The following is a 20,000-nucleotide window of genomic DNA, read 5'->3' as shown; positions in this document are numbered from 1 at the left end:
AGAGGCTCAGTTCTGCGTGTCCGGCTCCCGCTCCTGGTCGTCGGTCATGGCGCCGACGCCCTCATCGGCGGGCTCCTGGGCCTCGTCCATCTCCTGGATGTTGCGGGCCTCCTCGACGGCGTCGTCGGCGCCGCCGGTCAGGGCCGGGTCGGAATCCTGGTTGCGAGGGGACATCGTGGTCCTCTCCTTTCGGTTCGCGGGGCAGATCGGGATCAGCTTAGGCCCGCCGCCAGGCGCCAGACAGGGGCCTCAGGCGGATTCTCAGGCATTCTCCGGGGCGAGCACGATGTCGAACCGCGCCCTGGCCCAGGTCTGATCGCCCAGGTCACGGCCGTCCGGACCAGGCGTGCCCGCCGGCTGCTCCACGAAGTCCTTGATCAGTGAGTCCTTCACGCCGAAGACCGAGTCGCCGATCTCCAGCTGAGGGTCCCCGGTCACGAAGATGTGCGTGACCAGCGTGCGCAGCTGCGGTGCGGTGACCATGAAGTGCAGATGCGCCGCCCGGACGGGGGAGCGTCCGACCTTCTCGAGCAGCTGCCCCACGGGCCCGTCGTGCGGAATGGGATAGGGAGTGGGGGTCAGGCCCCAGAAGGCGTAGCGGCCGTCGTCGTCGCTGCGCAGGTGGGCGCGTCCGGCCACGCGGCCGTCGGTGTACTGAACGTCGTAGAAGCCGTCGTCATCGGCCTCCCAGACTTCGATCCGTGCCCTGGGCACCGGGTTGCCCGCTGTGTCCGTGACCGTTCCCTCGACCCAGCAGGGCTGGCCCGATGCGCCGCCGGCGATGTTGCCGCCGATGGGGATCTCGGGGGCGTCCTCGACGAAGAACGGGCCGAAGACCGTGGCCTCGGTGGCATTCTCGTAGGCCTCGTTGTTCACCGCGATGGTCTGCATGGAGGCTCCCAGGACGTCCGAGAGCAGCACGAACTCCTGACGCCGGTCATCGGTGATGTGACCGACGGCGGTGAGGAACTCGATCGCCGCGTTCCACTCGTCCTCGGTGAGGCGCACGTCGCGGATGAACGCGTGCAGGTGCCGGGTCAGCGACTCCATCACGGTCTTCAGGCGCGGATCCTGCGTCTGGGCGAAGGGGGCCAGGACGCGCTCGGTCAGGTCCTCCTCGACCGCGGTCTGCTCGGGGCTGATGTCGGGCTGGGTGCTCATGACGGGTCTCCTTCGGTTGCGCCGGTCGCGGAGACCAGCGTGTGCGGGTCGTCGCCGTTCAGGGCGGCGGTGAGCAGCTCGCTCAGGTTCTCCTGCGTGACCGGGCGGGGATTGTCGGCGGGAATGGCTGCCAGGGCGATCTCGACGGCCTCGGGGATCCCCTCGGCCGTGAAGCCCAGGTCCGAGAGCGTCTGCGGTGCCTCGAGGACCTGACGCAGTCGATGCAGGCCCTCTAGCGCCGTGGAGCTCCCGAAGGCTGCCGCGATCCGGTCGGGGGCCTCCGGGGCGTGGGCCATGTTGAACGCCAGCACATAGGGCAGGACTGTCGCATGCGTGTCCACGTGAGGGAGATCGAACGTTCCGCCCAGGACATGGCAGATCTTGTGGTGCATGGCGGATCCGGCCGAGGCGAAGGAGACCGTCGCCAGGTAGGCGCCGTCGAGGGCCCGGTCGCGTCCGTCGACGTTCTCGCCGTCGGCGGCCACGGCGGGAAGCCCCAGGCTCAGGGCCCGGATCGCCTCCCCTGCTAGCGCGGCGTTGATCGGATCGGCCCGCGGTGCCCACAGTGCGTCGATGCAGTGCGCCAACGCATTGAGCCCGGAGGCCACGGACAGCTCGGTCGGCATGGACATGGTCAGCTGCGCGTCGTAGATGACCGCCTGCGGCAGCACCCGCTGATCGACGCCGGTGGTCTTGCGGGCGCTCTCCGTCAGCCCCCAGACGTCGGTGCGGAGCCGGCGTAGGTGGTGGGCACGGCGATGATCGGCACGCCGCTGATCAGTACGATGGCCTTGGCCAGCCCGGTTGTGGACCCGCCGCCCACACTGACCAGCAGGTCGATCCCGTGCTCGGCGGCCGCGGCACGCCCGCGCTCGGCCACCTCGACGGGCACGTGCATCTCGACCTCGTCGTGCCACAGGGCCACGTCGATCCGTGAGGCGATCCCGCGGGCCATCTCGAGCTCGCGCTCACCGGCGATGCCCATGGCCCGCTGCGCGTCCAGGCGCCGGACCTCTGCCTCCAGGTGCTCGGCGCCGCGGCCGGACCCGCAGAGCACGCGCTGGGGCAGTGTGGTGTGGGTGAACCCCAGGCTCATGTGCACAGGCTCTTTGAGGGGGTGCGAACGGGATCGAGGCGGAGACGGCCATCGCCTCACCACGCGCGAGCCGCCCCTCCGCCTCCGCGCACCGTCTCGGCGGCCGCCACCAGCCCGATCGCCTCCCGGCTGATCCCGGAGGCGTTGCCGATCCAGTCCTTCTCCTCGCGCGGGGCCAGGTGGTGCCCCAGTCCGGTGAGTCCGCGCCCGGCGGGGGATCCGGCCAGACCCAGGTCGGTGTCCTCGCCGTCCTCGTCATTGCGCGAGCTCAGTCGCGGGGCGGCGATCGCGTCCACGAGCGGCAGCGCCCGCTCGAAGTGACCCGCGATGATCTGGGCCACCGAGGTGATGATCGTGGCCCCGCCGGGGGTGCCGACCACCAGGCGCAGCCCGGCGGCGTCGGTGATGATCGTGGGCGCCATCGACGAGCGCGGCCGCTTGCCGGGGCCCGGCAGGTTCGGATCGGGCACTCCGGGAGTCACGGGCACGAAGTTGAAGTCCGTCAGCTCGTTGTTCAGCAGGAACCCGTGGCCGGGCACCGTGATGCCGGAGCCGCCCGTCTGCTCGATCGTCAGCGTGTAGGACACCGCGTTGCCCCACTGATCCACGACATTGAGATGCGTGGTCGACTGCCCCTCGTACGGCTCCTGCTGCGCTGCGCCGGCCGGCGGGGCCGTCGTGTAGTCGCCGTCGGGCCAGCCGAACGGGATCGGACGGGGCCGGGTCGACGACGGCCGCATGATCTCGGCGCGCTCGGCAGCGAAGCCGTCGCCGAGCAGCTCGGCGTACGGCACGTCCGCGACATCGCCCACCCACCGGTTGCGATCTGCGAAGGCTGTGGCGCAGGCCTCCGAGAAGCGGTGCAGGTAGTCGGTCTCCCCGAGCTGGGCCAGGCCGATCCCGGTGCGCAGCTCGTAGTGCTCGAGCAGGTTCAGGATCTCGCCCACGGCCACGCCTCCCGAGCTCGGCGCCGCCATCCCGAAAACGGTCATCCCGCGGTACGCGCTGACCGTGGGCGCTCGCAGGACGGGGGAGTAGCGGGCCAGATCCGCCGCCGTCATGGGGCTGCCCTGAACCTCCTGACCGGACACGGTCGAGGGTGCGTTCGCCTCCGCGAGGATCGCGGCCCCGATGTCGCCGCGGTAGAAGACGTCGATGCCCTCGGTGCGCAGCCGCCGATAGACCTCGGCCAGATCGGGATTGGCGAACGTGCTCCCGAGCTCGGGGGCGCTGCCGTCGCGCAGGAAGACGCGGGCGGTCTCCGGGAACCGGGAGAAGCGCTCGGCGTTCTCGTCGGTCTGGGAGTGGAAGTGCTGGTCCACCACGAAGCCGCGCCGGGCCAGCTGCTCGGCCGGCTCCAGCAGCGCACCCAGCGGAAGCGTCCCGAAGCGCTCGGCGGCAAGGGCCCACATGGCCGGGGTGCCTGGCACCCCGATGGACAGACCGGAGTTCACGACGGCGTCGAAGTCCAGCTCGGCGCCCGAGGCGTCGGTGAACTGGGTCTCGGTATAGCTCATGGGGGCCGTCTCGCGGCCGTCGATCGTGTGCACCAGGCCGGTGACGGCATCGCGGTAGAGCAGGAAGCCGCCGCCGCCGATCCCGCACGAGTACGGCTCGGTGACCCCGAGCGCGGCTGCCATGGCCACGGCGGCATCCATCGCGCTGCCGCCGCCCTGCAGGATGCTCAGGCCGATGTCGCTGGCGTACGGGTCCACGCAGGACACGGCAGCGGTGGTGCCGACCGCCTCGTTGAGCTTCAGCGGCTCGGGCGCGGAGCCCAGCCCGGGATCCGACGGGACTGGTGCCTCAGGCCCTGGAGCTGCCGCCATCGCCTGACTCGCACACAGGGCACCGGCCCCCAGTGCCGCCCCGGCTGCGAGGGCCGATCGTCGGGTGATCCGTCCGGTGCTGTGCTGCGTCATCTCCGCCTCCGCTGAGCACTCGTTCCTCGGGTGTGCTTCAGAACACCCTACGCTCCGACGGCGAGCAGGGCGGAGGACGGTTCAGCGCGAGCGCTCCTGCCGCGCCAGCACCAGGGCGCAGGCCAGGCCCAGGACGATCCACACGCCCATCATCCCCAGGACCCCGAACCAGCCGCCGGCGCTCCAGATGTGGGTGGACAGCGTCCCGGAGACCGAGCTGCCGGCGTAGTAGAAGATCAGGTACAGGCTCGAGGCGCGCGCGGTGTCCAGCCCGGCACGATGGGCGCCGTCCACCGACCAGCCGCTGGCCACCGAGTGCGCCGTGAAGAACGCGAAGGTCAGCAGCCCGAGGCCGAGCAGGATCGACAGCACGGCGTCCGGGGTGGTCAGCGCGGCACCTGCGGCCATGCCCGCGATGCCGAGCATCACCGCCACCGGCCGGCCCGTCCGCTCGGCCAGACGCCGGGAGAAGGCGGGTGCCAGCAGACCGGCCGGGTAGGCCAGGTACAGCACTGCCGCCTGCTCGGGGCTCATGGCGAACGGCTCGGCCTCCAGCCGCAGCGACACCGCGTTGTAGACCCCCACGAACACGGCCATGGAGGAGAAGCCCAGACCGCACACCAGGGCGATCCGCCCGCTGCGCAGCAGGCTGAACGTCCCTGTGGCGATATCGAGCACCGAGAAGGGGAACCGCGTGGGTCGATCACCCGGCAGCAGGACCACCACGGCCACTCCGACGAGCACCGAGAACACCCCGAGCACCAGGCTCACCAGCTGCCAGCCGCCGAGCCCGGACAGCGGTCCCGGCAGCAGCCGGCCGGCCGCTCCGCCCAGGCCCGTGCCCATGATGTAGATGGCGTTGGCCTTGGCGTGGGCGGAGGCGGCCACCTTCTCGCGCAGATACGCCAGCGCGATCGCAGGCAGCCCGGCCAGGGCGATGCCCGCGGCGGCGCGCAGGATCAGGAAGACCTCCCAGCTCGGGGCCACCGCGCACAGGGCGCTGAGCGCCCCGGAGAGGATCAGCGACCCGGCCATCACCCAGATGCGCCCCAGATGATCGGCCAGCGGCCCCGCCATGAGCAGTCCCAGGATCATCGCCAGGGTCGTGGCGGACAGCGCGGCCCCCGTGGCGCCCTCCTCGATGCCGAACACGCGCGCGAACTCGGGAAGCAGCGGCTGCACGAAGTAGATCAGCGCGAAGTTCGCCAGACCGCCCAGCGCGAGCACTGCGAGCACTCGGCGATAGCCCGACGACCCCGCCGCGAACCCCTCCTCGGGTCGGCTCACCGACATGCGAGCTCCCCTCCCTGCCTCGTGTCCTCCTCCGGCAGAGGCCGGAGATCGATACGCCTGATCGAATCAGTGCTGGCGACTGTGTCAATTGCTGGTCTGAGTGTGACGCCGGGCATGGACAGGCATAAGGTGAACCTCAGACACATGCTCGGCAGTGCGGCCGCGAGCCGGCCGCCCCAGCACCCACAGCACCGTACGCCCCTCACGGCGAGATCAGGATGACCTTCGACGATGACCGAATCGACCTCCGGAGCAGACCCCCACGGCACGGCGCAGGACCATGCGCTGGCCACCGCCCGTCGGCAGGTCGCTCTGGTCCGGGACGAGAAGCGCAATCTGGACCGGCAGCTGGCCACGGCCGGCGATCAGAACCAGAAGCTGCGCACCGCCCTGGAGTCCGCCCGCGGCCAGATCGAGCAGCTCAAGAAGTTCCTGGCCAACGAGGTCGAGGTCCCGCTGACGATCGCCACTCTGGTGCGCGTGGTCCCGCCGTCCACCACGGTGGGCTCGGCGACCCTGACCGCTGACGTCCACATCTCCGGGCGGCTCGTGCGCTGCCCCGTCTCGCCGCTGATCTCCACGGCGGGACAGCTGGAGCCCGGTCGCCAGGTGCTCATGAACGAGAACTCGACCGTGGTCGCCGTGCTGGGCTACGAGCAGTCGGGCGAGCTGGCACCGGTCCAGGAGGTCCTCGACGCCACCCGGCTGGTCGTGGGCGGACGCTCCGGCGACGACCGCGTCCTGCGCATGTCCGGCGCCCTGCGCAAGGCCAAGCCGCGCCCGGGCCAGATGGTCTCGATCGACTCCCGCACCGGGATGGCCCTGGAGCTCGTCGAGCGCCAGGAGATGGAGCAGCTGGTCCTGGAGGAGGTCCCGAACATCCGCTACACGGACATCGGCGGCCTGGGCCCGCAGATCGAGGCGATCCAGGACGCGGTGGAGCTGCCCTTCCTGCACCCCGAGCTCTACCGCCAGCATCAGCTGACCCCGCCCAAGGGCATCCTGCTCTACGGGCCTCCCGGCAACGGCAAGACCATGATCGCCAAGGCTGTGGCCCGCTCCCTGGCCGAGCGCGCCGCCGAGCAGTCGGGGCGCAAGGAGGCCAAGGGGTACTTCCTGAACATCAAGGGCCCGGAGTTGCTGGACAAGTACGTGGGCGAGACCGAGCGCCAGATCCGCCAGATCTTCTCCCGCGCCCGCGAGCAGGCCGCTTCCGGCGTGCCCGTCGTGGTGTTCTTCGACGAGATGGAGTCGCTGTTCCGCACGCGCGGCTCGGGGGTCTCCTCGGACGTGGAGACCACGATCGTCCCGCAGCTGCTCACGGAGATGGACGGCGTCGAGAAGCTCGACAACGTGATCATCGTGGGCGCCACCAACCGCGAGGACATGATCGACCCGGCCGTGCTGCGCCCCGGCCGACTCGACGCCAAGATCCGCATCGACCGCCCCACCGCCGAAGGCGCCCGGGAGATCTTCGGGCTCTACCTCACGGAGACGCTGCCGCTGCGCCAGGAGGAGGTCATCGCCGCCGGCTCCCGCGAGGCGGCCCTGGAGCAGCTCATCGAGGTGGGCGTGTCGTCCATGTACGCCCAGGACGACTCCACGCGCTTCCTGGAGATCACCTACCGGGACGGCTCGCGCGAGACCCTGTGGTTCTCGGACTTCACCTCGGGCGCGGTCATCCGCAACGTGGTGGACCGCGCCAAGAAGATGGCGATCAAGGACCTGCTCACCGATCAGGTGCGCGGCCTGTCCCAGGAGCACCTGCACCGAGCGGTGGCCGAGGAGTTCCTGGAGCAGCAGGACCTGCCGGACACCTCCGATCCGGAGGAGTGGGCCCGGATCTCCGGGCGCCGCAAGGACACCATCGCGGACCTGCGCTTCGTGCTGCACCGCGGCTCGCGCGCTGCAGCCGCTTCCGCACCGACCGCCCGGGCAGGAGAGCAGTCATGACCGTGCGCCGCATCATGGGGGCCGAGACCGAGTTCGGGATCCTGGCACCGGGCAGCCCCAAGGCCAACTCGACCCTGCTCTCCACGCGGGCAGTGACGGCCTACGCAGCCCTGGTGGCCCGCGAGCTCGGCTCGCGCGCCGACCGGACCGTGGACTTCGACTACAGCTCGGAGACCCCGCTGCGCGATGCCCGCGGCTTCGAGATGTCCCGGGCAGAGGCCCACCCCACCCAGCTCACGGACGTGGCCCCGGTGCTGACCTCGGAGGAGATCGCGGCCGAGGCGCTGACCGAGTCCGGGCTGTGGTCCGAGCAGACGCCGCAGGTCGTGATGAACACGGTCCTGCCCAACGGCGCCCGGCTCTACGTGGACCACTCGCATCCCGAGTACTCCTCGCCCGAGGTCCTCACCCCGCGCGATGCAGCCCTCTACGATCTCGCCGGAGACCGTGTGGCGGCCGAGATCGTGGCCACGCTGCAGGCCACCGCGGAGGCCAGCGACCAGGAGCCCGTGCTGCTGCACAAGAACAACACCGACGGCAAGTCGTCCTCGTACGGCACGCACGAGAACTACACGGTGCCCCGCGACATCGACGACGACGCCCTGACCGCCGCCCTGCTGCCCTTCTTCGCCTCCCGCCAGGTCATGTGCGGTGCCGGACGCGTGGGGCTGGGCCCCGGCAGCGAGAGGGCCGGCTTCCAGATCAGCCAGCGCGCGGACTTCTTCGAGCGGATGGTGGGGCTGGAGACCACCGTGCGCCGGCCCATCGTCAACACGCGCGACGAGCCGCACGCGGATCAGAAGCGCTACCGCCGTCTGCACGTCATCATCGGCGACGCCAACCTGTCCCACTGGGCGCAGGTGCTCAAGTTCGGCACGACGTCCCTCGTGCTGCGCCTGGTGGAGCAGGGCCTGCAGCCCAGGATCGAGCTCACCGAGCCGGTGATGGCGCTGCATCAGATCAGCCACGACCCGTCGCTGCAGGCCGCGGTGGGCCGTCGTGACGGCGAGCCGCTGACCGGGATCCAGATCCAGCGGATGTACCTCGAGGCCGCCGAGGACATGGAGAGCGCCGACGGAGCGAGCCCCGATCCGGAGACCGCCGAGGTCCTGCAGATGTGGCGCGAGACCCTCGATACGCTGGAGAATGACCCCATGGCCATGGCGGACCGCCTGGACTGGCTGGCCAAGCTCAAGCTGCTGCTGGGCTACCGCGAGCGCGGAGGCCTGCGCTGGGACGACGCCAAGCTGGTCATGATCGACCTGCAGTACCACGACGTCCGCCCGGACAAGAGCCTGTACGGCAAGCTCGAGGCGGCCGGGCGGATGCGGCGCCTCTTCGACGAGCAGGAGATCCGCCAGGCCATGTGGACCCCGCCGGCCGACACTCGCGCGGACTTCCGCGGCCGCCTCGTGGCGCGCTTCCCCGACGACGTCATCGCCGCCGGCTGGGAGACCATCGCCGTGGAGCTCCCCGGACTGCGCCGCGGTGCGCGGATCACCATGCCCGAGCCGACCGAGCTGACCCGGGAGCAGACGCAGGACTGGTGGGCCGCAGCCGACATCGAGGAGTTCATCGAGCGGATGCAGCGGGATCGACCCGATCTGGTGGAGGTCTCCGCCCGCATCGGCTGACACAGCCTCCGTGGTCCACGGCCTCAGCCGGGGCGCATGGCACCGCACACGCAGCGACCGCCCGACGGCCGCGCACAGCAGCGAACATCGAAGGAGAACGAACATGGCAGAGCGCATCCAGCACAACGAGCCGCAGCGTCGCGACGAGGACGTCGAGCCCACGGGCCCGGCCCCCAGCGGCGGCGGGGCGCCCTCGGAGGCCGCCCAGGCCCGCAGCAGCCAGGCCGATGACTTCCTGGCGGACATCGACTCGATCCTCGAGGCCAATGCCGAGGAGTTCGTGAAGGGCTTCGTGCAGAAGGGCGGTCAGTGATCCGATGGATCAGCGGATCATCGGCGTCGAGACCGAGTTCGGGATCATCCACACGCAGCGCGGGGACGCCGCTTCCGGTGAGCCCGCGCGCACGCTGAGCCCGGACGACGCCGCCCGGCTGCTCTTCCAGCCGATCGTGGAGTGGGGGCGGTCCTCGAACCTGTTCCTGCCCAACGGCGCTCGGCTCTACCTGGACGTCGGCGCTCACCCCGAGTACGCCAGCGCCGAGTGCGCGAACCTCCAGGACATCGTGGCGCAGGATCGCGCCGGCGAGCTGATCGTCGACCGGATGCGCCAGGCCCTGGAGGCCAAGCTGGCCGCCGACGGCACCGGGGGATCGGTCTACCTGTTCAAGACCAATGTGGACAGCTCCGGCAACTCGTTCGGCTCGCATGAGAACTACATGATCGGGCGGGACACCCGCTTCGCGCGCCTCGTGGCCAGCCTGATCCCGTTCCTGGTCACCCGGCAGCTCTACTCGGGCACCGGGCGCATCCACCCGAACGGACCCGTCGGCTTCGGCGAGGGCCAGACGTTCGGCGGCGGGCAGGGCGAGGCCTCGTACTCGTTCTCGCAGCGCGCCGATCACATCTGGGAGGACGCGTCGTCCTCGACCACGCGCGCCCGGCCGCTGATCAACACCCGCGACGAGCCCCACGGGGACTCCGAGCGCTTCCGCCGCCTGCACGTGATCGTGGGGGACTCGACCATGTCGACGACCACCACGGCGCTGCGCCTGGGCGTGACGGATCTGATGCTGCGGGTGATCGAGTCCGGTCAGCCGCTGCAGGACCGCACGCTGAACTCGCCGGCCATGGCGCTGCGTCAGATCTCGCATGATCTGACCGGCACCTTCCAGGTGGCCATGCGCGAGGGCGGCACCCGCTCGGCGCTGGACCTGCAGCGCGAGTACTGGGAGGTGGTCTCCCGCTTCGTGCAGGCCAACGGCGCGCACCACGACCGAGTGGACTGGCTGCTGGAACTGTGGGCGCGGTCCCTAGAGGCCGTCGAGAGCGGGGACCATTCGCTCATCGACACCGAGATCGACTGGGCCATCAAGAAGAAGCTCATCGACTCGTGGGCCGAGCGAGCCGGTGCGGACTACAGCCACCCGCGCGCCGCCCAGCTGGATCTGACCTACCACGACATCGCGCCGGGCCGCGGCCTGTTCCGCATGCTGGAGGAACGGGGCATGGCAGCCAGGCTTCCGGGCACCGACGGCTCCGAGGCCGAGGCGGCCGTCGACCAGCCCCCGGCCACGCGCGCGGCCCTGCGCGGTGCGCTCGTGCAGGCGGGCATGGAGGCCGGCGTCCACTTCACGGCCGACTGGGTCAACATGAAGGTCAACGGGCCGGCCCAGCGCGTGGTGACCCTGCGGGACCCGTTCGCCACGCACGACGAGGCCGCCGAGCAGCTGCTCGAGCGGCTGCGCGCCGAGCGCACCACCGCGGTCACGTCCTCGCCGCTGCCGCCGGCCGTCTGAGCCGAGCGGCCGATCCTGGGCCGCCGCCGCCCGGGCTGGACACCTGCTCCGGCCCGGGCGGACGATGGCCTCAGGTCCCTCACGTCCCTCGAACCCCTCAGGAGCTCTCCGTGAACACCCCGAACCCCTCGACCACCCCCGCCGGCTCAGCGGGCACGGCCCATGACGAGGCCGCCGAGATCTGCCGGAACCTGATCCGGATCGACACCTCCAACTACGGGCGCGGCGAGTCCAAGGGGGAGCGCCGTGCCGCGGAGTACGTGGCCGGGCTGCTCGAGGAGGTCGGGCTGGCGGCCACCATGGTGGAATCCGCCCCGGGACGCACGAGCGTCTTCGCGCGCATGGAGGGCACGGACCCGTCGGCCGATGCCCTGCTGGTGCACGGACACCTGGACGTGGTTCCTGCAGTGGCCGAGGACTGGAGCGTGGACCCCTTCGCCGCCGAGATCCGCGACGGCATGATCTGGGGCCGCGGCGCCGTGGACATGAAGGACATGGACGCCATGATCCTCTCGGTCGTGCGGCACATGGTGCGCACCGGCCAGAAGCCCAAGCGGGACATCATGCTGGGGTTCTTCGCCGATGAGGAGGCCGGGATGGAGTACGGCTCCAAGTGGGTCGTGCGCAACCACCCGGAGCTCTTCGAAGGCGTGACGGACGCGATCTCGGAGGTCGGCGGCTACTCGGCGAACATCGGCGGCCAGCGCGCCTACCTGCTGCAGACCGCGGAGAAGGGGCTCATGTGGATGCGCCTGTTCGCCGACGGCACCGCCGGGCACGGCTCCCAGGTCAACACCGACAATCCGGTCACGCGGCTGTCCCGGGCCATGGCGAACATCGGCGAGTACCAGTGGCCGATCGAGCTGACCAAGACCACGCGCCAGTTCCTGGACACCGTGACGGAGCTGACCGGCGTGGAGTTCGATCCGCAGAACCCGCAGCGGATGCTCGACGAGCTGGGCTCGGTGGCCCGCTTCGTCGGTGCCACGCTGCAGAACACGGCCAACCCCTCCATGCTCAGCTCCGGCTACAAGGTCAACGTCATCCCCGGCACCGCCGAGGCCGGGCTGGACGTGCGCTTCCTGCCGGAGCAGCGCGAGATCGTGCTGGAGAAGCTGCGCGAGCTGGCGGGGGAGGGCATCCGCTTCGAGTTCGAGGCCGACGACATCGGGCTCGAGGTCCCGTTCTCCGGCAACGTGGTCGATGCCATGGTCGCCTCGCTGAAGCAGCACGACCCGGAGGCCGTGGTCATGCCGTACATGCTCTCGGCGGGCACGGACAACAAGGCGCTGGATCCGCTGGGGATCACCGGCTACGGCTTCGTGCCGCTGCGCCTGCCCGATGAGCTCGACTTCCCGGCCATGTTCCACGGGGTCGACGAGCGAGTGCCGATCGATTCGCTCGAGTTCGGCGCCGACGTCCTGCACACGCTGCTCACCGGCTACTGAGCCGCTCCCTCGAGCGGCCGAGTTGTCACCGGTTCATGGCTGAGACGGCGGCGAATCGGCCACTCGATGGAGATGGGGTGGGAATGGGGCTGATGCCGTGTCGTCGACGCGCTGGCTGACTGCTCTCAGAGGGTGCGCTCGACGCGCATGACCCGGCGGCGCAGCCAGTGCTTGCGGGCCCCGCTGTAGAGATGGACCACTCGGTGCAGCTCCCATTTGCCGTATTCGGCGTGCTCGACGACTCTCGCGCGGGCGTCGGCGAGGCGCTCTCCGGGCCCGACGGTCAGCACCAGGTACTCGAAGCGCGGGTCGAGCAGGGGCTGGCCCACCCCGGGGTCGCGGGGGGAACTCTGGATGACTTGCTCTCTCATCGCTCCCATTCTGCTCCTCGGGACGGTAACGTCGAGTCCATGAGCAACGATCCGCGCGTCGCACTCCAGTCCCTCGTCTCCGCCCTCGAAGAGCACCTGGCCGCCCTGTCCAATCGCCGCGGGGAGGACGACCCCTCGGTCGACGCCGCCTACGTGGCGATCGCCGATGCCTTCGACGCCTACGAGGAGTCCCTCTACGAGAACTACGACGAGGTCACGCCTCTGACCGTCTTCGCAGACGACGAGGATGATGAGGACGACGACGACTTCGAGGATGACGAGGACGACCTCGAGGACTTCGACGACGACGCGGAAGACGACTCCGACGACGAGCGCGGAGCCTGATCCCGCCGCTGGCTGACGTCCGGCATCCGAAGCCCCCGGTGATCCCGATCACCGGGGGCTTCGTCGTCGTGGGGTGGGTGTCGGCGCATGTGTGCCGGGAATCGCACGGCGTCCCTCGGGGGCAGTCGCAGGGCCGTGCCATAGGGTGAGCGGCGTGAATTGGCTTGAATCGATCATCCTCGGCCTGGTCCAGGGCCTGACGGAGTTCCTCCCCGTGTCCTCGTCCGCCCATCTGCGCATCGTGGGGGAGTTCCTCCCGGGCTCCGCGGACCCCGGTGCGGCCTTCACGGCGATCACGCAGCTCGGCACCGAGACCGCCGTGATCCTCTACTTCTGGCGGGACATCGTCCGGATCATCAAGCACTGGGCGCTGTCGCTCGTGGGAAAGATGGATCGCTCCGATCCGGATGCCCGCATGGGATGGCTGATCATCGCTGGCTCGCTGCCCATCGGCATCCTGGGACTGCTGTTCGAGGACCAGATCGACACCACGCTGCGCAGCCTGTGGATCACGGCCACCATGCTGATCGTCTTCGGCGTGATCCTGGGCATCGCCGATCACATCGGCAAGCAGGTCCGCGACCTCGAGGACCTCAACGTCAAGCACGGCGTGCTCTACGGCTTCGCCCAGGCCATGGCCCTGATCCCGGGGGTCTCGCGCTCCGGCGGCACGATCACCGCGGGCCTGCTCATGGGCTACAAGCGCGAGGCCGCCGCCCGCTACGCCTTCCTGCTGGCCATCCCGGCGGTGTTCGCCTCGGGGCTCTACAAGCTGGCCTCGGAGATCGTCGATCCGTCGCCCCAGCCGTACTCGATGGCCCAGACCGCCCTGGCCACGATCGTCGCCTTCGTGATCGGCTACGTGATCATCGGCTGGTTCATGCACTACATCTCGAACCGCTCCTACTCGCTGTTCGTGTGGTACCGGATCATCCTGGGCATCGTGCTGTTCATCCTCCTGGGCACCGGTGTGATCTCCGCGGTGCCGGAGCTGACCGCCGGCGGCTGATCCGCCGCTGCGAGGCCCCGTCCGGACCCCGTCGATCCGGCCCCGTGGGCCCAGGCCGTCCGCCGCGGCAGGCGGAGCCGAGTGCGGCGGGGTCCTTCGCACTCGGCCGACGTGGGAGACTGGACGAGACGTGCGCTCGCCCCGCCGAGCGAGCGCACCCCGCGCGCTCAGGTCTCCGCGCCCCATCTTCAGTACGACCGTCCCCAGAGGTGACAATGCAGTCCTGGTCCGCACGCCCCGTCCCCGAGCTTCCCGGTCAGGCAGCCCCGCCCGCGGTCTTCGACTCCCGGACCCGGGAGGTGGAGCAGCTGCCGCAGCAGGAGCGAGCCTCGCTGTACGTCTGCGGCATCACCCCGTACGACGCCACCCACCTGGGCCACGCCAGCACCTACGTGGCCTTCGACCTGCTGCATCGGGCCTGGCTCGATGCCGGGATGCCGGTCGACTACGTCCAGAACGTGACCGACGTGGACGACCCCCTGCTCGAGCGCGCCGATCGCGACGGCGTGGACTGGCGTGATCTGGCCCGTGAGCAGACCGACCTGTTCCGCGAGGACATGACCGCGCTGAATGTCATCCCGCCGCAGCACTACGTGGGCGCCACGGAGACGCTCGAGTGGATCGTCCCGGCCGTCGAGGGGCTCCTGGCCCAGGGCCTGGCCTATCGGGTCCAGGGGGAGGACGGCGAGCCGGACGGCGACGTCTATTTCGACGTCCGCGCTGTCGCCGAGGCCGGCGACAGCAACATCCCGGTGCTGCAGCCGAAGGTGCAGGGCGACGAGGACGGCGCGCCCGGCCCCTGGAGCCTCGGACAGATCTCCGGGCTCACCCGCGACGAGATGCTCGAGGTCTTCGGCGAGCGCGGCGGCGATCCCGAGCGCCCGGGCAAGCGCGACATCTTCGATCCGCTGCTGTGGCGCGTGCACCGCGAGGGCGAGCCCTCCTGGGAGGGGGGTGAGCTGGGCGAGGGGCGTCCCGGCTGGCACATCGAGTGCTCGCTGATCTCCCTGAAGCTGCTGCCGGCGCCGTTCACCGTCCAGGGCGGCGGCTCGGACCTGGTCTTCCCGCACCATGAGATGGGAGCCGGTCACAGTTGGGCGCTGTCCGGTCGGCCCATGGCCCGGAACTTCGTGCACACCGGGATGGTCGGCCTGGACGGGCAGAAGATGTCCAAGTCGCTGGGCAACCTGGAGCTCGTCTCGCGGCTGCGCGAGCGCGGCGTCGAGCCTGCCGCTGTCCGCCTGGCGATCCTGGCCCAGCACTACCGCGAGGACTGGGCCTGGAGCCAGGACGTCCTCACCCGCGCCGAGGCGCGTCTCACGCGCTGGCGCATGGCCGCCGACGTCGCCGTGGAGGGCTCCTTCGTTGATGCTCTCGACTTGGTGCGCGACGCCCTGGCGGATGACCTCGATTCGCCCCGGGCGATCGAGGCGATCGACGTCTGGGCCGAGGGGGTGCTGGTCGGCGGACAGCGCGGCTCCGGAGACGACCTCGCGCGGCAGGCCATCGAGGCACGGCTGGGCGTCGTCCTCTAGGAGCTGCTGCAGGACATGAGGAAGGGGCCCGTGCGCGAGATGCGCACGGGCCCCTTGCCGGTTCAGCGGCTGTCTCAGCCCTGGTCGCGGCGGCGCAGGAAGCGCTCGAACTCCTGGGCGATCGCGTCGCCGCTGGCCTCGGGGAGATCGGCGGTGTCCTTGGCCTCCTCCAGCTTGGCCACGTAGGCGGCGATCTCCGGGTCCTCCTCGGCCAGATCGTCCACCCCTCGCTCCCACGCCTCGGAGTCCTCGACCAGCGCGTCCATGGGCACCGTGATCCTCAGGAGGTCCTCGAGCCGGCGCAGCACGGCCAGCTGCGCCTTGGGGGAGGGAGACTGGGCCACGTAGTGCGGCACGGCGGCCCACAGGCTCAGCGAGGGGATCCCGGACATCGAGGCCAGGTGGCTGAGCACTCCGACCACGCCGGTGGGGCCGTCGTAGTCCGAGCCGGTGATCTCGAGCTCCTGCTGCAGCTCCTCGGTCTCCGAGGTGACGGTGATGGGGATCGGGCGGGTGTGCGGCACATCGGCCAGCAGCGCCCCCACCATCACCACGAAGTCCACCTCGAGCTGGGTCGCGTGCTCCAGGATCTCGGCGGCGAAGCTGGACCACCGGTACGACGGCTCCCAGCCGTGCAGCAGGATCAGATCCAGGTTGGTCCCGGGCACCGAGGCCCGCAGCATCCGCGTGGTCGGCCACACGATCCTGGACTCGCCGGTGGCGGAGCGGACGATGCGCGGACGCGAGTACTGGTAGTCGTAGTACTCATCGGGGCTGACCTCGAAGTCCTCGACCGCGCCGAAGGCCTCGGCCAGCAGCTTCACGGCATCCGTGGCCGCATCGCCGGCGTCGTTCCAGCCTTCGAAGGCACCGATCAGCACCCGCACGCGCTCGCCCGATCCGGCCTCCTGCACGATGCCGAACGGGCCCGCCTCGGGCTGGGGGAAGGTCTTGTCGAATCCGCTCACGCGACTCACTGTACGCGCGGGGCCTGCGGTCCGCCCGGCCGGGGAGCCCGCTGCTCGCCGTGAGCGCACACGATCACTTCACAGGCGCGGTACCGGTCCGGGGCAGGGCGAGCCGATAGGATCCCAGCATGCTTCCGACGAGTCCCGATCCAGCGACAGAGACCGTTTCCGCCGCCGCGGCCTCCGCGCGCCCCCACGCCGTCCTGTGGGACATGGACGGAACTCTCGTGGACACCGAGCCGCACTGGTTCGCCGCCGAGGCCGACCTCATGGGCTCCCACGGCCTCGTCTGGACGGATGAGGACTCGCTGAGCGTGGTCGGCGGAGACCTCGAGGAGACCGGGCGGATCATGGTCCGCGCCGGGATCCCGCTGAGCGTGCGCGAGGTCGTCGACGCCCTGTGCGAGCGCGTGGCCGCAGGCGTGCGCCGCGAGCTCGAGCTGCGCCCCGGGGCCCTCGAGCTGCTCGTGGCCCTTCGGCGCGAGGGCATTCCCACAGCGCTGGTGACCAACTCCGAGTCCCCGGTGGCCGATGTGGTCGTGGAGAAGCTCGGCGCGATCGCCGCCTCCGGCGAGGACCCCGCCACCAGCTGGGACGGCCCGCTGTTCGATCTGATCGTCACGGGCAACATCGGTCTGCCGGTCAAGCCGGATCCGGCCCCCTACGTCTTCGCCGCCCGTCGGCTCTCCGCCCTGGTCTCCGAGCGCCAGGAGAACCCCGAAGAGCTGAGCATCCGCCGGATGGTCGCCATCGAGGACTCGCTGACCGGCATCCGCTCTGCCATCGGCTCCGGGGCCTTCGTCCTCGGGGTGTCCAACCTGATCGACATCTCGGATGTGGGTCTGGACCGGGAGGTCGGCTCCCTGAGCGAGGTCACCCCGGCAGCGCTCGGGACCTGGGTCGACGAGCGCGAGCGGCGCCGCCCGTGACGAGGGCGCCTTCCGGCAGCGCAGCGCCGGCGTCCCAGCCGCGGCGGCGGAGGGGCCCGCGCGGGTCCGTGCCCCTGGGGCGCATCGCCGGGATGCCGCTGCACCTGCAGTCCTCCTGGCTGATCATCAGCTTCCTGGTCGTGCTCCTCTACGGCCCCGTCCTGCGCCGGTCGATGCCCGAGCTCGGCCTCGGCGCCTACGCGGTGGCCCTCGGTTTCTGCCTTCTGCTCGGAGTCTCCGTGCTGCTGCATGAGCTGGCCCATGCCGGTGCCGCCCGGGCCTTCGGCTGGCCCGTGGATCGGATCGTGCTCTCGATCGCCGGCGGGCACACGGCCTTCGGGCGCACGAATCCGCGCTGGTGGGCGTCCACGGTCGTGTCGGTCGTGGGTCCGATCGTGAACCTGCTGATCGCGGCGGTCGGATTCGCGCTGCTGCCCGGGCTGGGGGAGGCCGCGCAGGTCGACGGCGCCATGGTTGCCCGCATCGGCTGGTCAGTGCTGTCGCTGACCTCGACCGCCAACCTCCTGGTGGGCTTGTTCAACCTCGTCCCGGGCCTTCCGCTGGACGGCGGCAGGGTGGTCGAGGGCCTGGTGTGGGGACTGACCGGCAGCGAGCGGATGGGCACCGTGGCCGCGGCCTGGACGGGTCGGCTGTGCGCCGTGGCGATCGTGACCGCAGTGCTGCTGCTGGGGATGTGGCAGCGTCCCCTGAGCCTGATCGTGGCGGGTCTGCTCGTGTGGATGCTGGTCTCCGGCGCCGCGGATGGCCTGCGGCGCTCGAAGGCCTCGGCGGCCATGGAGGGCCGCACCGCCCTGGGCCTGAGCCAGCCGGCGGTCGGCATCCCCGCCGGGCAGAGCCTGCGCGCCGTCGAGCAGACCGCAGCCCAGCTCGAGCCCGGCACCTCGGTCGTCGGGATGGAGGACGGCATCCCCGTGGGCGTGCTCGACGGCGGCCGGCTCAGCGCCGTGCCGTCCCACGAGCGCGCGGCCTCCCCGCTGAGCCGCGCCCTGCTGCCGATCCGCCCGTCGGCGATCCTGCCCGAGGAGCTCTCCGGCCACGACCTGCTCGAGGCTGCGGTGCGCTGCGCCAGCCCGGTGATGGTCGTCGTCGATGCCGAGGGCACCGTGATCGGCACCCTGTCGGCGGCGCGTCTGAATGCCGAGCTCGAGCGATCCGGGCTGATCCGCCCGGACGGCTCGGCACGCTGAGCACGAGGCACCCGGCTGACGCCAGGCAAGCGGCGCAGCCGCACCCCTCTTCCAGGAGCCTGAGACCTGTGGGCGCCGGTCGCGGTCGGCCGGTCGAGCGCGGTGATGCGACAATGTCCGTCGCCGAAGCCCCGCAGGGCCTCGGCCCCGAATCCTCGAAGCCGCCACCGGCGCACCCGTCCCGTGCTCGTGCAGCGAGCTCTCCCGCCAGCGAAAGGCAGTCCATGACCGAGGCCAGCACCCCCACCAGCTCCCCGCAGACCTCCGGCGAGCGCGCGCACGGCCCCTCCGGGGCGATCAACCGCCGCGGGCCCATGCGCGAGGGCGAGCGCATCCAGATCATGGACGACCGGGGCAAGCTGACCACGATCACGCTCACGGCCGGGCAGGAGTACCAGACCCACAAGGGCGTCCTGCCGCACGATCTGCTGATCGGGCAGCCCGAGGGCACCGTGGTCGAGAACTCCGTGGGCATCGCCTACCAGGCCCTTCGCCCGCTGATGAAGGACTTCGTGCTGTCCATGCCGCGCGGTGCCGCGGTGGTCTACCCCAAGGACGCCGGGCAGATCGTCACGATGGGCGACATCTTCCCGGGCGCCCGCGTGGTCGAGGCCGGCGTGGGCTCGGGAGCCCTGTCGATCGCGCTGCTGCGCGCGATCGGCGACGAGGGCAGCCTGCACTCCTTCGAGCGCCGCGAGGAGTTCGCGGAGGTCGCCCAGGGCAACATCGAGACGTTCTTCGGCGGAGCCCACCCCGCCTGGCGGCTGAGCATCGGCGATCTGGCCGAGGAGCTCGGCCGGCGCGAGGAGCCCGGCAGCGTGGACCGCGTGGTGCTCGACATGCTGGCGCCGTGGGAGTGCCTGGATGCCGTCGCGGGGGTGCTCGTCCCCGGCGGCGTGGTGATCTGCTACGTGGCCACGGTGACGCAGCTGTCGCGGGTGGCCGAGGCCATGCGCGCCGATGGGCGCTACACCGAGCCCGACGCGCACGAGACCATGGTCCGCGGCTGGCACGTGGAGGGCCTGGCCGTGCGCCCGGACCACCGCATGGTCGCCCACACCGGGTTCCTGATCACCGCCCGTCGCCTGGCCGACGGCGCCCGCCGGCTGGCGCCCAAGCGGCGTGCGTCGAAGTCCGAGTACACCCAGGAGGACCTGCAGGCCTGGACCCCGCTGACGCTGGGGGAGCGCGAGGTCACGGACAAGAAGGCCCGCCGCGCCAGTCGCGACGCCCGCCACCTGGCCGATCGCGCCGCGCAGGCGGATGCCCAGGCGCGTCAGGATCCGCAGGAGCAGACTCCGCAGGACTGAGCTCCGGCCAACTGCGCCGCCA

At 70.8% G+C, this 20,000-nt stretch carries 17 protein-coding genes and 1 pseudogene; 11 read left to right on the top strand and 7 right to left on the bottom strand.

Translation table 11 applies throughout. The annotated features are described in order from the left end of the window. Window positions 1-6: 6 nt before the first annotated feature. From QSJ40_RS07560 to QSJ40_RS07540, 5 genes and pseudogenes are all read right to left on the bottom strand, one after another. Window positions 7-174, bottom strand: coding sequence for a hypothetical protein (locus QSJ40_RS07560; protein WP_006215736.1), 168 nt, complete (start codon window positions 172-174; stop codon window positions 7-9). A gap of 87 nt (window positions 175-261) precedes the next feature. After that, the gene (locus QSJ40_RS07555) at window positions 262-1,161 is read right to left on the bottom strand and encodes a hydroxyquinol 1,2-dioxygenase (protein WP_285729897.1); all 900 of its coding nucleotides are present in this window, start codon (window positions 1,159-1,161) and stop codon (window positions 262-264) included. After that, window positions 1,158-2,257, bottom strand: a pseudogene (locus tag QSJ40_RS07550) (maleylacetate reductase). The gene QSJ40_RS07555 and the pseudogene QSJ40_RS07550 overlap by 4 nt, the downstream one beginning before the upstream one ends. Window positions 2,258-2,313: 56 nt before the next feature. Next, window positions 2,314-4,179, bottom strand: a complete 1,866-nt coding sequence (gene ggt, locus QSJ40_RS07545; protein WP_285729896.1) for a gamma-glutamyltransferase — start codon at window positions 4,177-4,179, stop codon at window positions 2,314-2,316. Between the two features lie 81 nt (window positions 4,180-4,260). Further along, on the bottom strand, window positions 4,261-5,472 hold the full coding sequence (locus tag QSJ40_RS07540) for an MFS transporter (protein ID WP_285729894.1): 1,212 nt from the start codon (window positions 5,470-5,472) through the stop codon (window positions 4,261-4,263). A gap of 231 nt (window positions 5,473-5,703) precedes the next feature. Here QSJ40_RS07540 and arc point away from each other — a divergent pair, with 231 nt between their 5' ends. The 5 genes from arc (at window position 5,704) to QSJ40_RS07515 (ending at window position 12,303) form a co-directional block, all read left to right on the top strand. Then, complete coding sequence (arc, locus tag QSJ40_RS07535) at window positions 5,704-7,425, top strand: proteasome ATPase (RefSeq protein ID WP_285729892.1); 1,722 nt, start codon at window positions 5,704-5,706, stop codon at window positions 7,423-7,425. Next, complete coding sequence (gene dop, locus QSJ40_RS07530; protein ID WP_285729890.1) at window positions 7,422-9,059, top strand: depupylase/deamidase Dop; 1,638 nt, start codon at window positions 7,422-7,424, stop codon at window positions 9,057-9,059. Before arc ends, dop begins: the two co-directional genes overlap by 4 nt. A 103-nt stretch (window positions 9,060-9,162) precedes the next feature. Then, complete coding sequence (locus QSJ40_RS07525) at window positions 9,163-9,372, top strand: ubiquitin-like protein Pup (protein WP_006215727.1); 210 nt, start codon at window positions 9,163-9,165, stop codon at window positions 9,370-9,372. A 4-nt stretch (window positions 9,373-9,376) separates the two neighbouring features. Then, window positions 9,377-10,855 carry a Pup--protein ligase gene (gene pafA, locus QSJ40_RS07520; protein WP_285729888.1) on the top strand — a complete coding sequence of 493 codons (1,479 nt, stop codon included), beginning with the start codon at window positions 9,377-9,379 and terminating at the stop codon, window positions 10,853-10,855. A 110-nt stretch (window positions 10,856-10,965) separates the two neighbouring features. Further along, window positions 10,966-12,303 (top strand): M20/M25/M40 family metallo-hydrolase, encoded by a 1,338-nt coding sequence (locus QSJ40_RS07515; RefSeq protein WP_285729886.1) that lies wholly within the window; start codon window positions 10,966-10,968, stop codon window positions 12,301-12,303. Window positions 12,304-12,428: 125 nt separating this feature from the next. On the opposite strand, the gene QSJ40_RS07510 is transcribed toward QSJ40_RS07515, so the two are convergent. Further along, on the bottom strand, window positions 12,429-12,674 hold the full coding sequence (locus QSJ40_RS07510) for a DUF5703 family protein (protein WP_053448259.1): 246 nt from the start codon (window positions 12,672-12,674) through the stop codon (window positions 12,429-12,431). 39 nt (window positions 12,675-12,713) lie between these two features. On the opposite strand from QSJ40_RS07510, the gene QSJ40_RS07505 reads away from it, so the two are divergent. The 3 genes from QSJ40_RS07505 (at window position 12,714) to mshC (ending at window position 15,563) form a co-directional block, all read left to right on the top strand. Then, on the top strand, window positions 12,714-13,019 hold the full coding sequence (locus QSJ40_RS07505) for a hypothetical protein (RefSeq protein ID WP_053447417.1): 306 nt from the start codon (window positions 12,714-12,716) through the stop codon (window positions 13,017-13,019). Between the two features lie 154 nt (window positions 13,020-13,173). Next, window positions 13,174-14,028 (top strand): undecaprenyl-diphosphate phosphatase, encoded by an 855-nt coding sequence (locus QSJ40_RS07500; RefSeq protein WP_024290403.1) that lies wholly within the window; start codon window positions 13,174-13,176, stop codon window positions 14,026-14,028. Window positions 14,029-14,243: 215 nt separating this feature from the next. Further along, window positions 14,244-15,563 carry a cysteine--1-D-myo-inosityl 2-amino-2-deoxy-alpha-D-glucopyranoside ligase gene (gene mshC, locus QSJ40_RS07495; RefSeq protein ID WP_053447416.1) on the top strand — a complete coding sequence of 440 codons (1,320 nt, stop codon included), beginning with the start codon at window positions 14,244-14,246 and terminating at the stop codon, window positions 15,561-15,563. 74 nt (window positions 15,564-15,637) lie between these two features. On the opposite strand, the gene QSJ40_RS07490 is transcribed toward mshC, so the two are convergent. Beyond that, entirely contained in the window at window positions 15,638-16,531 is an 894-nt protein-coding gene (locus QSJ40_RS07490; RefSeq protein WP_206390207.1) for a PAC2 family protein, read from the bottom strand. A gap of 128 nt (window positions 16,532-16,659) precedes the next feature. Between QSJ40_RS07490 and QSJ40_RS07485 the strand changes: the two genes are divergently transcribed. The 3 genes from QSJ40_RS07485 (at window position 16,660) to QSJ40_RS07475 (ending at window position 19,978) form a co-directional block, all read left to right on the top strand. Next, a complete protein-coding gene (locus QSJ40_RS07485) occupies window positions 16,660-17,460 on the top strand; it encodes an HAD family hydrolase (RefSeq protein WP_285729883.1) in 801 nt (266 codons plus the stop codon). 68 nt (window positions 17,461-17,528) lie between these two features. After that, complete coding sequence (locus QSJ40_RS07480) at window positions 17,529-18,668, top strand: site-2 protease family protein (RefSeq protein ID WP_006215718.1); 1,140 nt, start codon at window positions 17,529-17,531, stop codon at window positions 18,666-18,668. A 224-nt stretch (window positions 18,669-18,892) separates the two neighbouring features. Next, window positions 18,893-19,978, top strand: a complete 1,086-nt coding sequence (locus QSJ40_RS07475; RefSeq protein WP_024290407.1) for a tRNA (adenine-N1)-methyltransferase — start codon at window positions 18,893-18,895, stop codon at window positions 19,976-19,978. Window positions 19,979-20,000 lie beyond the last annotated feature (22 nt).

It is taken from the genome of Kocuria sp. NBRC 114282, from assembly GCF_030268385.1.
GTDB lineage: Bacteria > Actinomycetota > Actinomycetes > Actinomycetales > Micrococcaceae > Kocuria > Kocuria palustris.
The sequence above is the reverse complement of the archived record's forward strand: the minus strand, read 5'-3'. Positions and strand labels throughout refer to the sequence as shown.

Bases quoted from the DNA above. Each gene is read 5' to 3' on its own strand.
- QSJ40_RS07560 (WP_006215736.1), bottom strand. From the start codon at position 174: ATGTCCCCTCGCAACCAGGATTCCGACCCGGCCCTGACCGGCGGCGCC.
- QSJ40_RS07555 (WP_285729897.1), bottom strand. From the start codon at position 1,161: ATGAGCACCCAGCCCGACATCAGCCCCGAGCAGACCGCGGTCGAGGAG.
- ggt (WP_285729896.1), bottom strand. From the start codon at position 4,179: ATGACGCAGCACAGCACCGGACGGATCACCCGACGATCGGCCCTCGCA.
- QSJ40_RS07540 (WP_285729894.1), bottom strand. From the start codon at position 5,472: ATGTCGGTGAGCCGACCCGAGGAGGGGTTCGCGGCGGGGTCGTCGGGC.
- arc (WP_285729892.1), top strand. From the start codon at position 5,704: ATGACCGAATCGACCTCCGGAGCAGACCCCCACGGCACGGCGCAGGAC.
- dop (WP_285729890.1), top strand. From the start codon at position 7,422: ATGACCGTGCGCCGCATCATGGGGGCCGAGACCGAGTTCGGGATCCTG.
- QSJ40_RS07525 (WP_006215727.1), top strand. From the start codon at position 9,163: ATGGCAGAGCGCATCCAGCACAACGAGCCGCAGCGTCGCGACGAGGAC.
- pafA (WP_285729888.1), top strand. From the start codon at position 9,377: ATGGATCAGCGGATCATCGGCGTCGAGACCGAGTTCGGGATCATCCAC.
- QSJ40_RS07510 (WP_053448259.1), bottom strand. From the start codon at position 12,674: ATGAGAGAGCAAGTCATCCAGAGTTCCCCCCGCGACCCCGGGGTGGGC.
- QSJ40_RS07505 (WP_053447417.1), top strand. From the start codon at position 12,714: ATGAGCAACGATCCGCGCGTCGCACTCCAGTCCCTCGTCTCCGCCCTC.
- mshC (WP_053447416.1), top strand. From the start codon at position 14,244: ATGCAGTCCTGGTCCGCACGCCCCGTCCCCGAGCTTCCCGGTCAGGCA.
- QSJ40_RS07485 (WP_285729883.1), top strand. From the start codon at position 16,660: ATGCTTCCGACGAGTCCCGATCCAGCGACAGAGACCGTTTCCGCCGCC.
- QSJ40_RS07475 (WP_024290407.1), top strand. From the start codon at position 18,893: ATGACCGAGGCCAGCACCCCCACCAGCTCCCCGCAGACCTCCGGCGAG.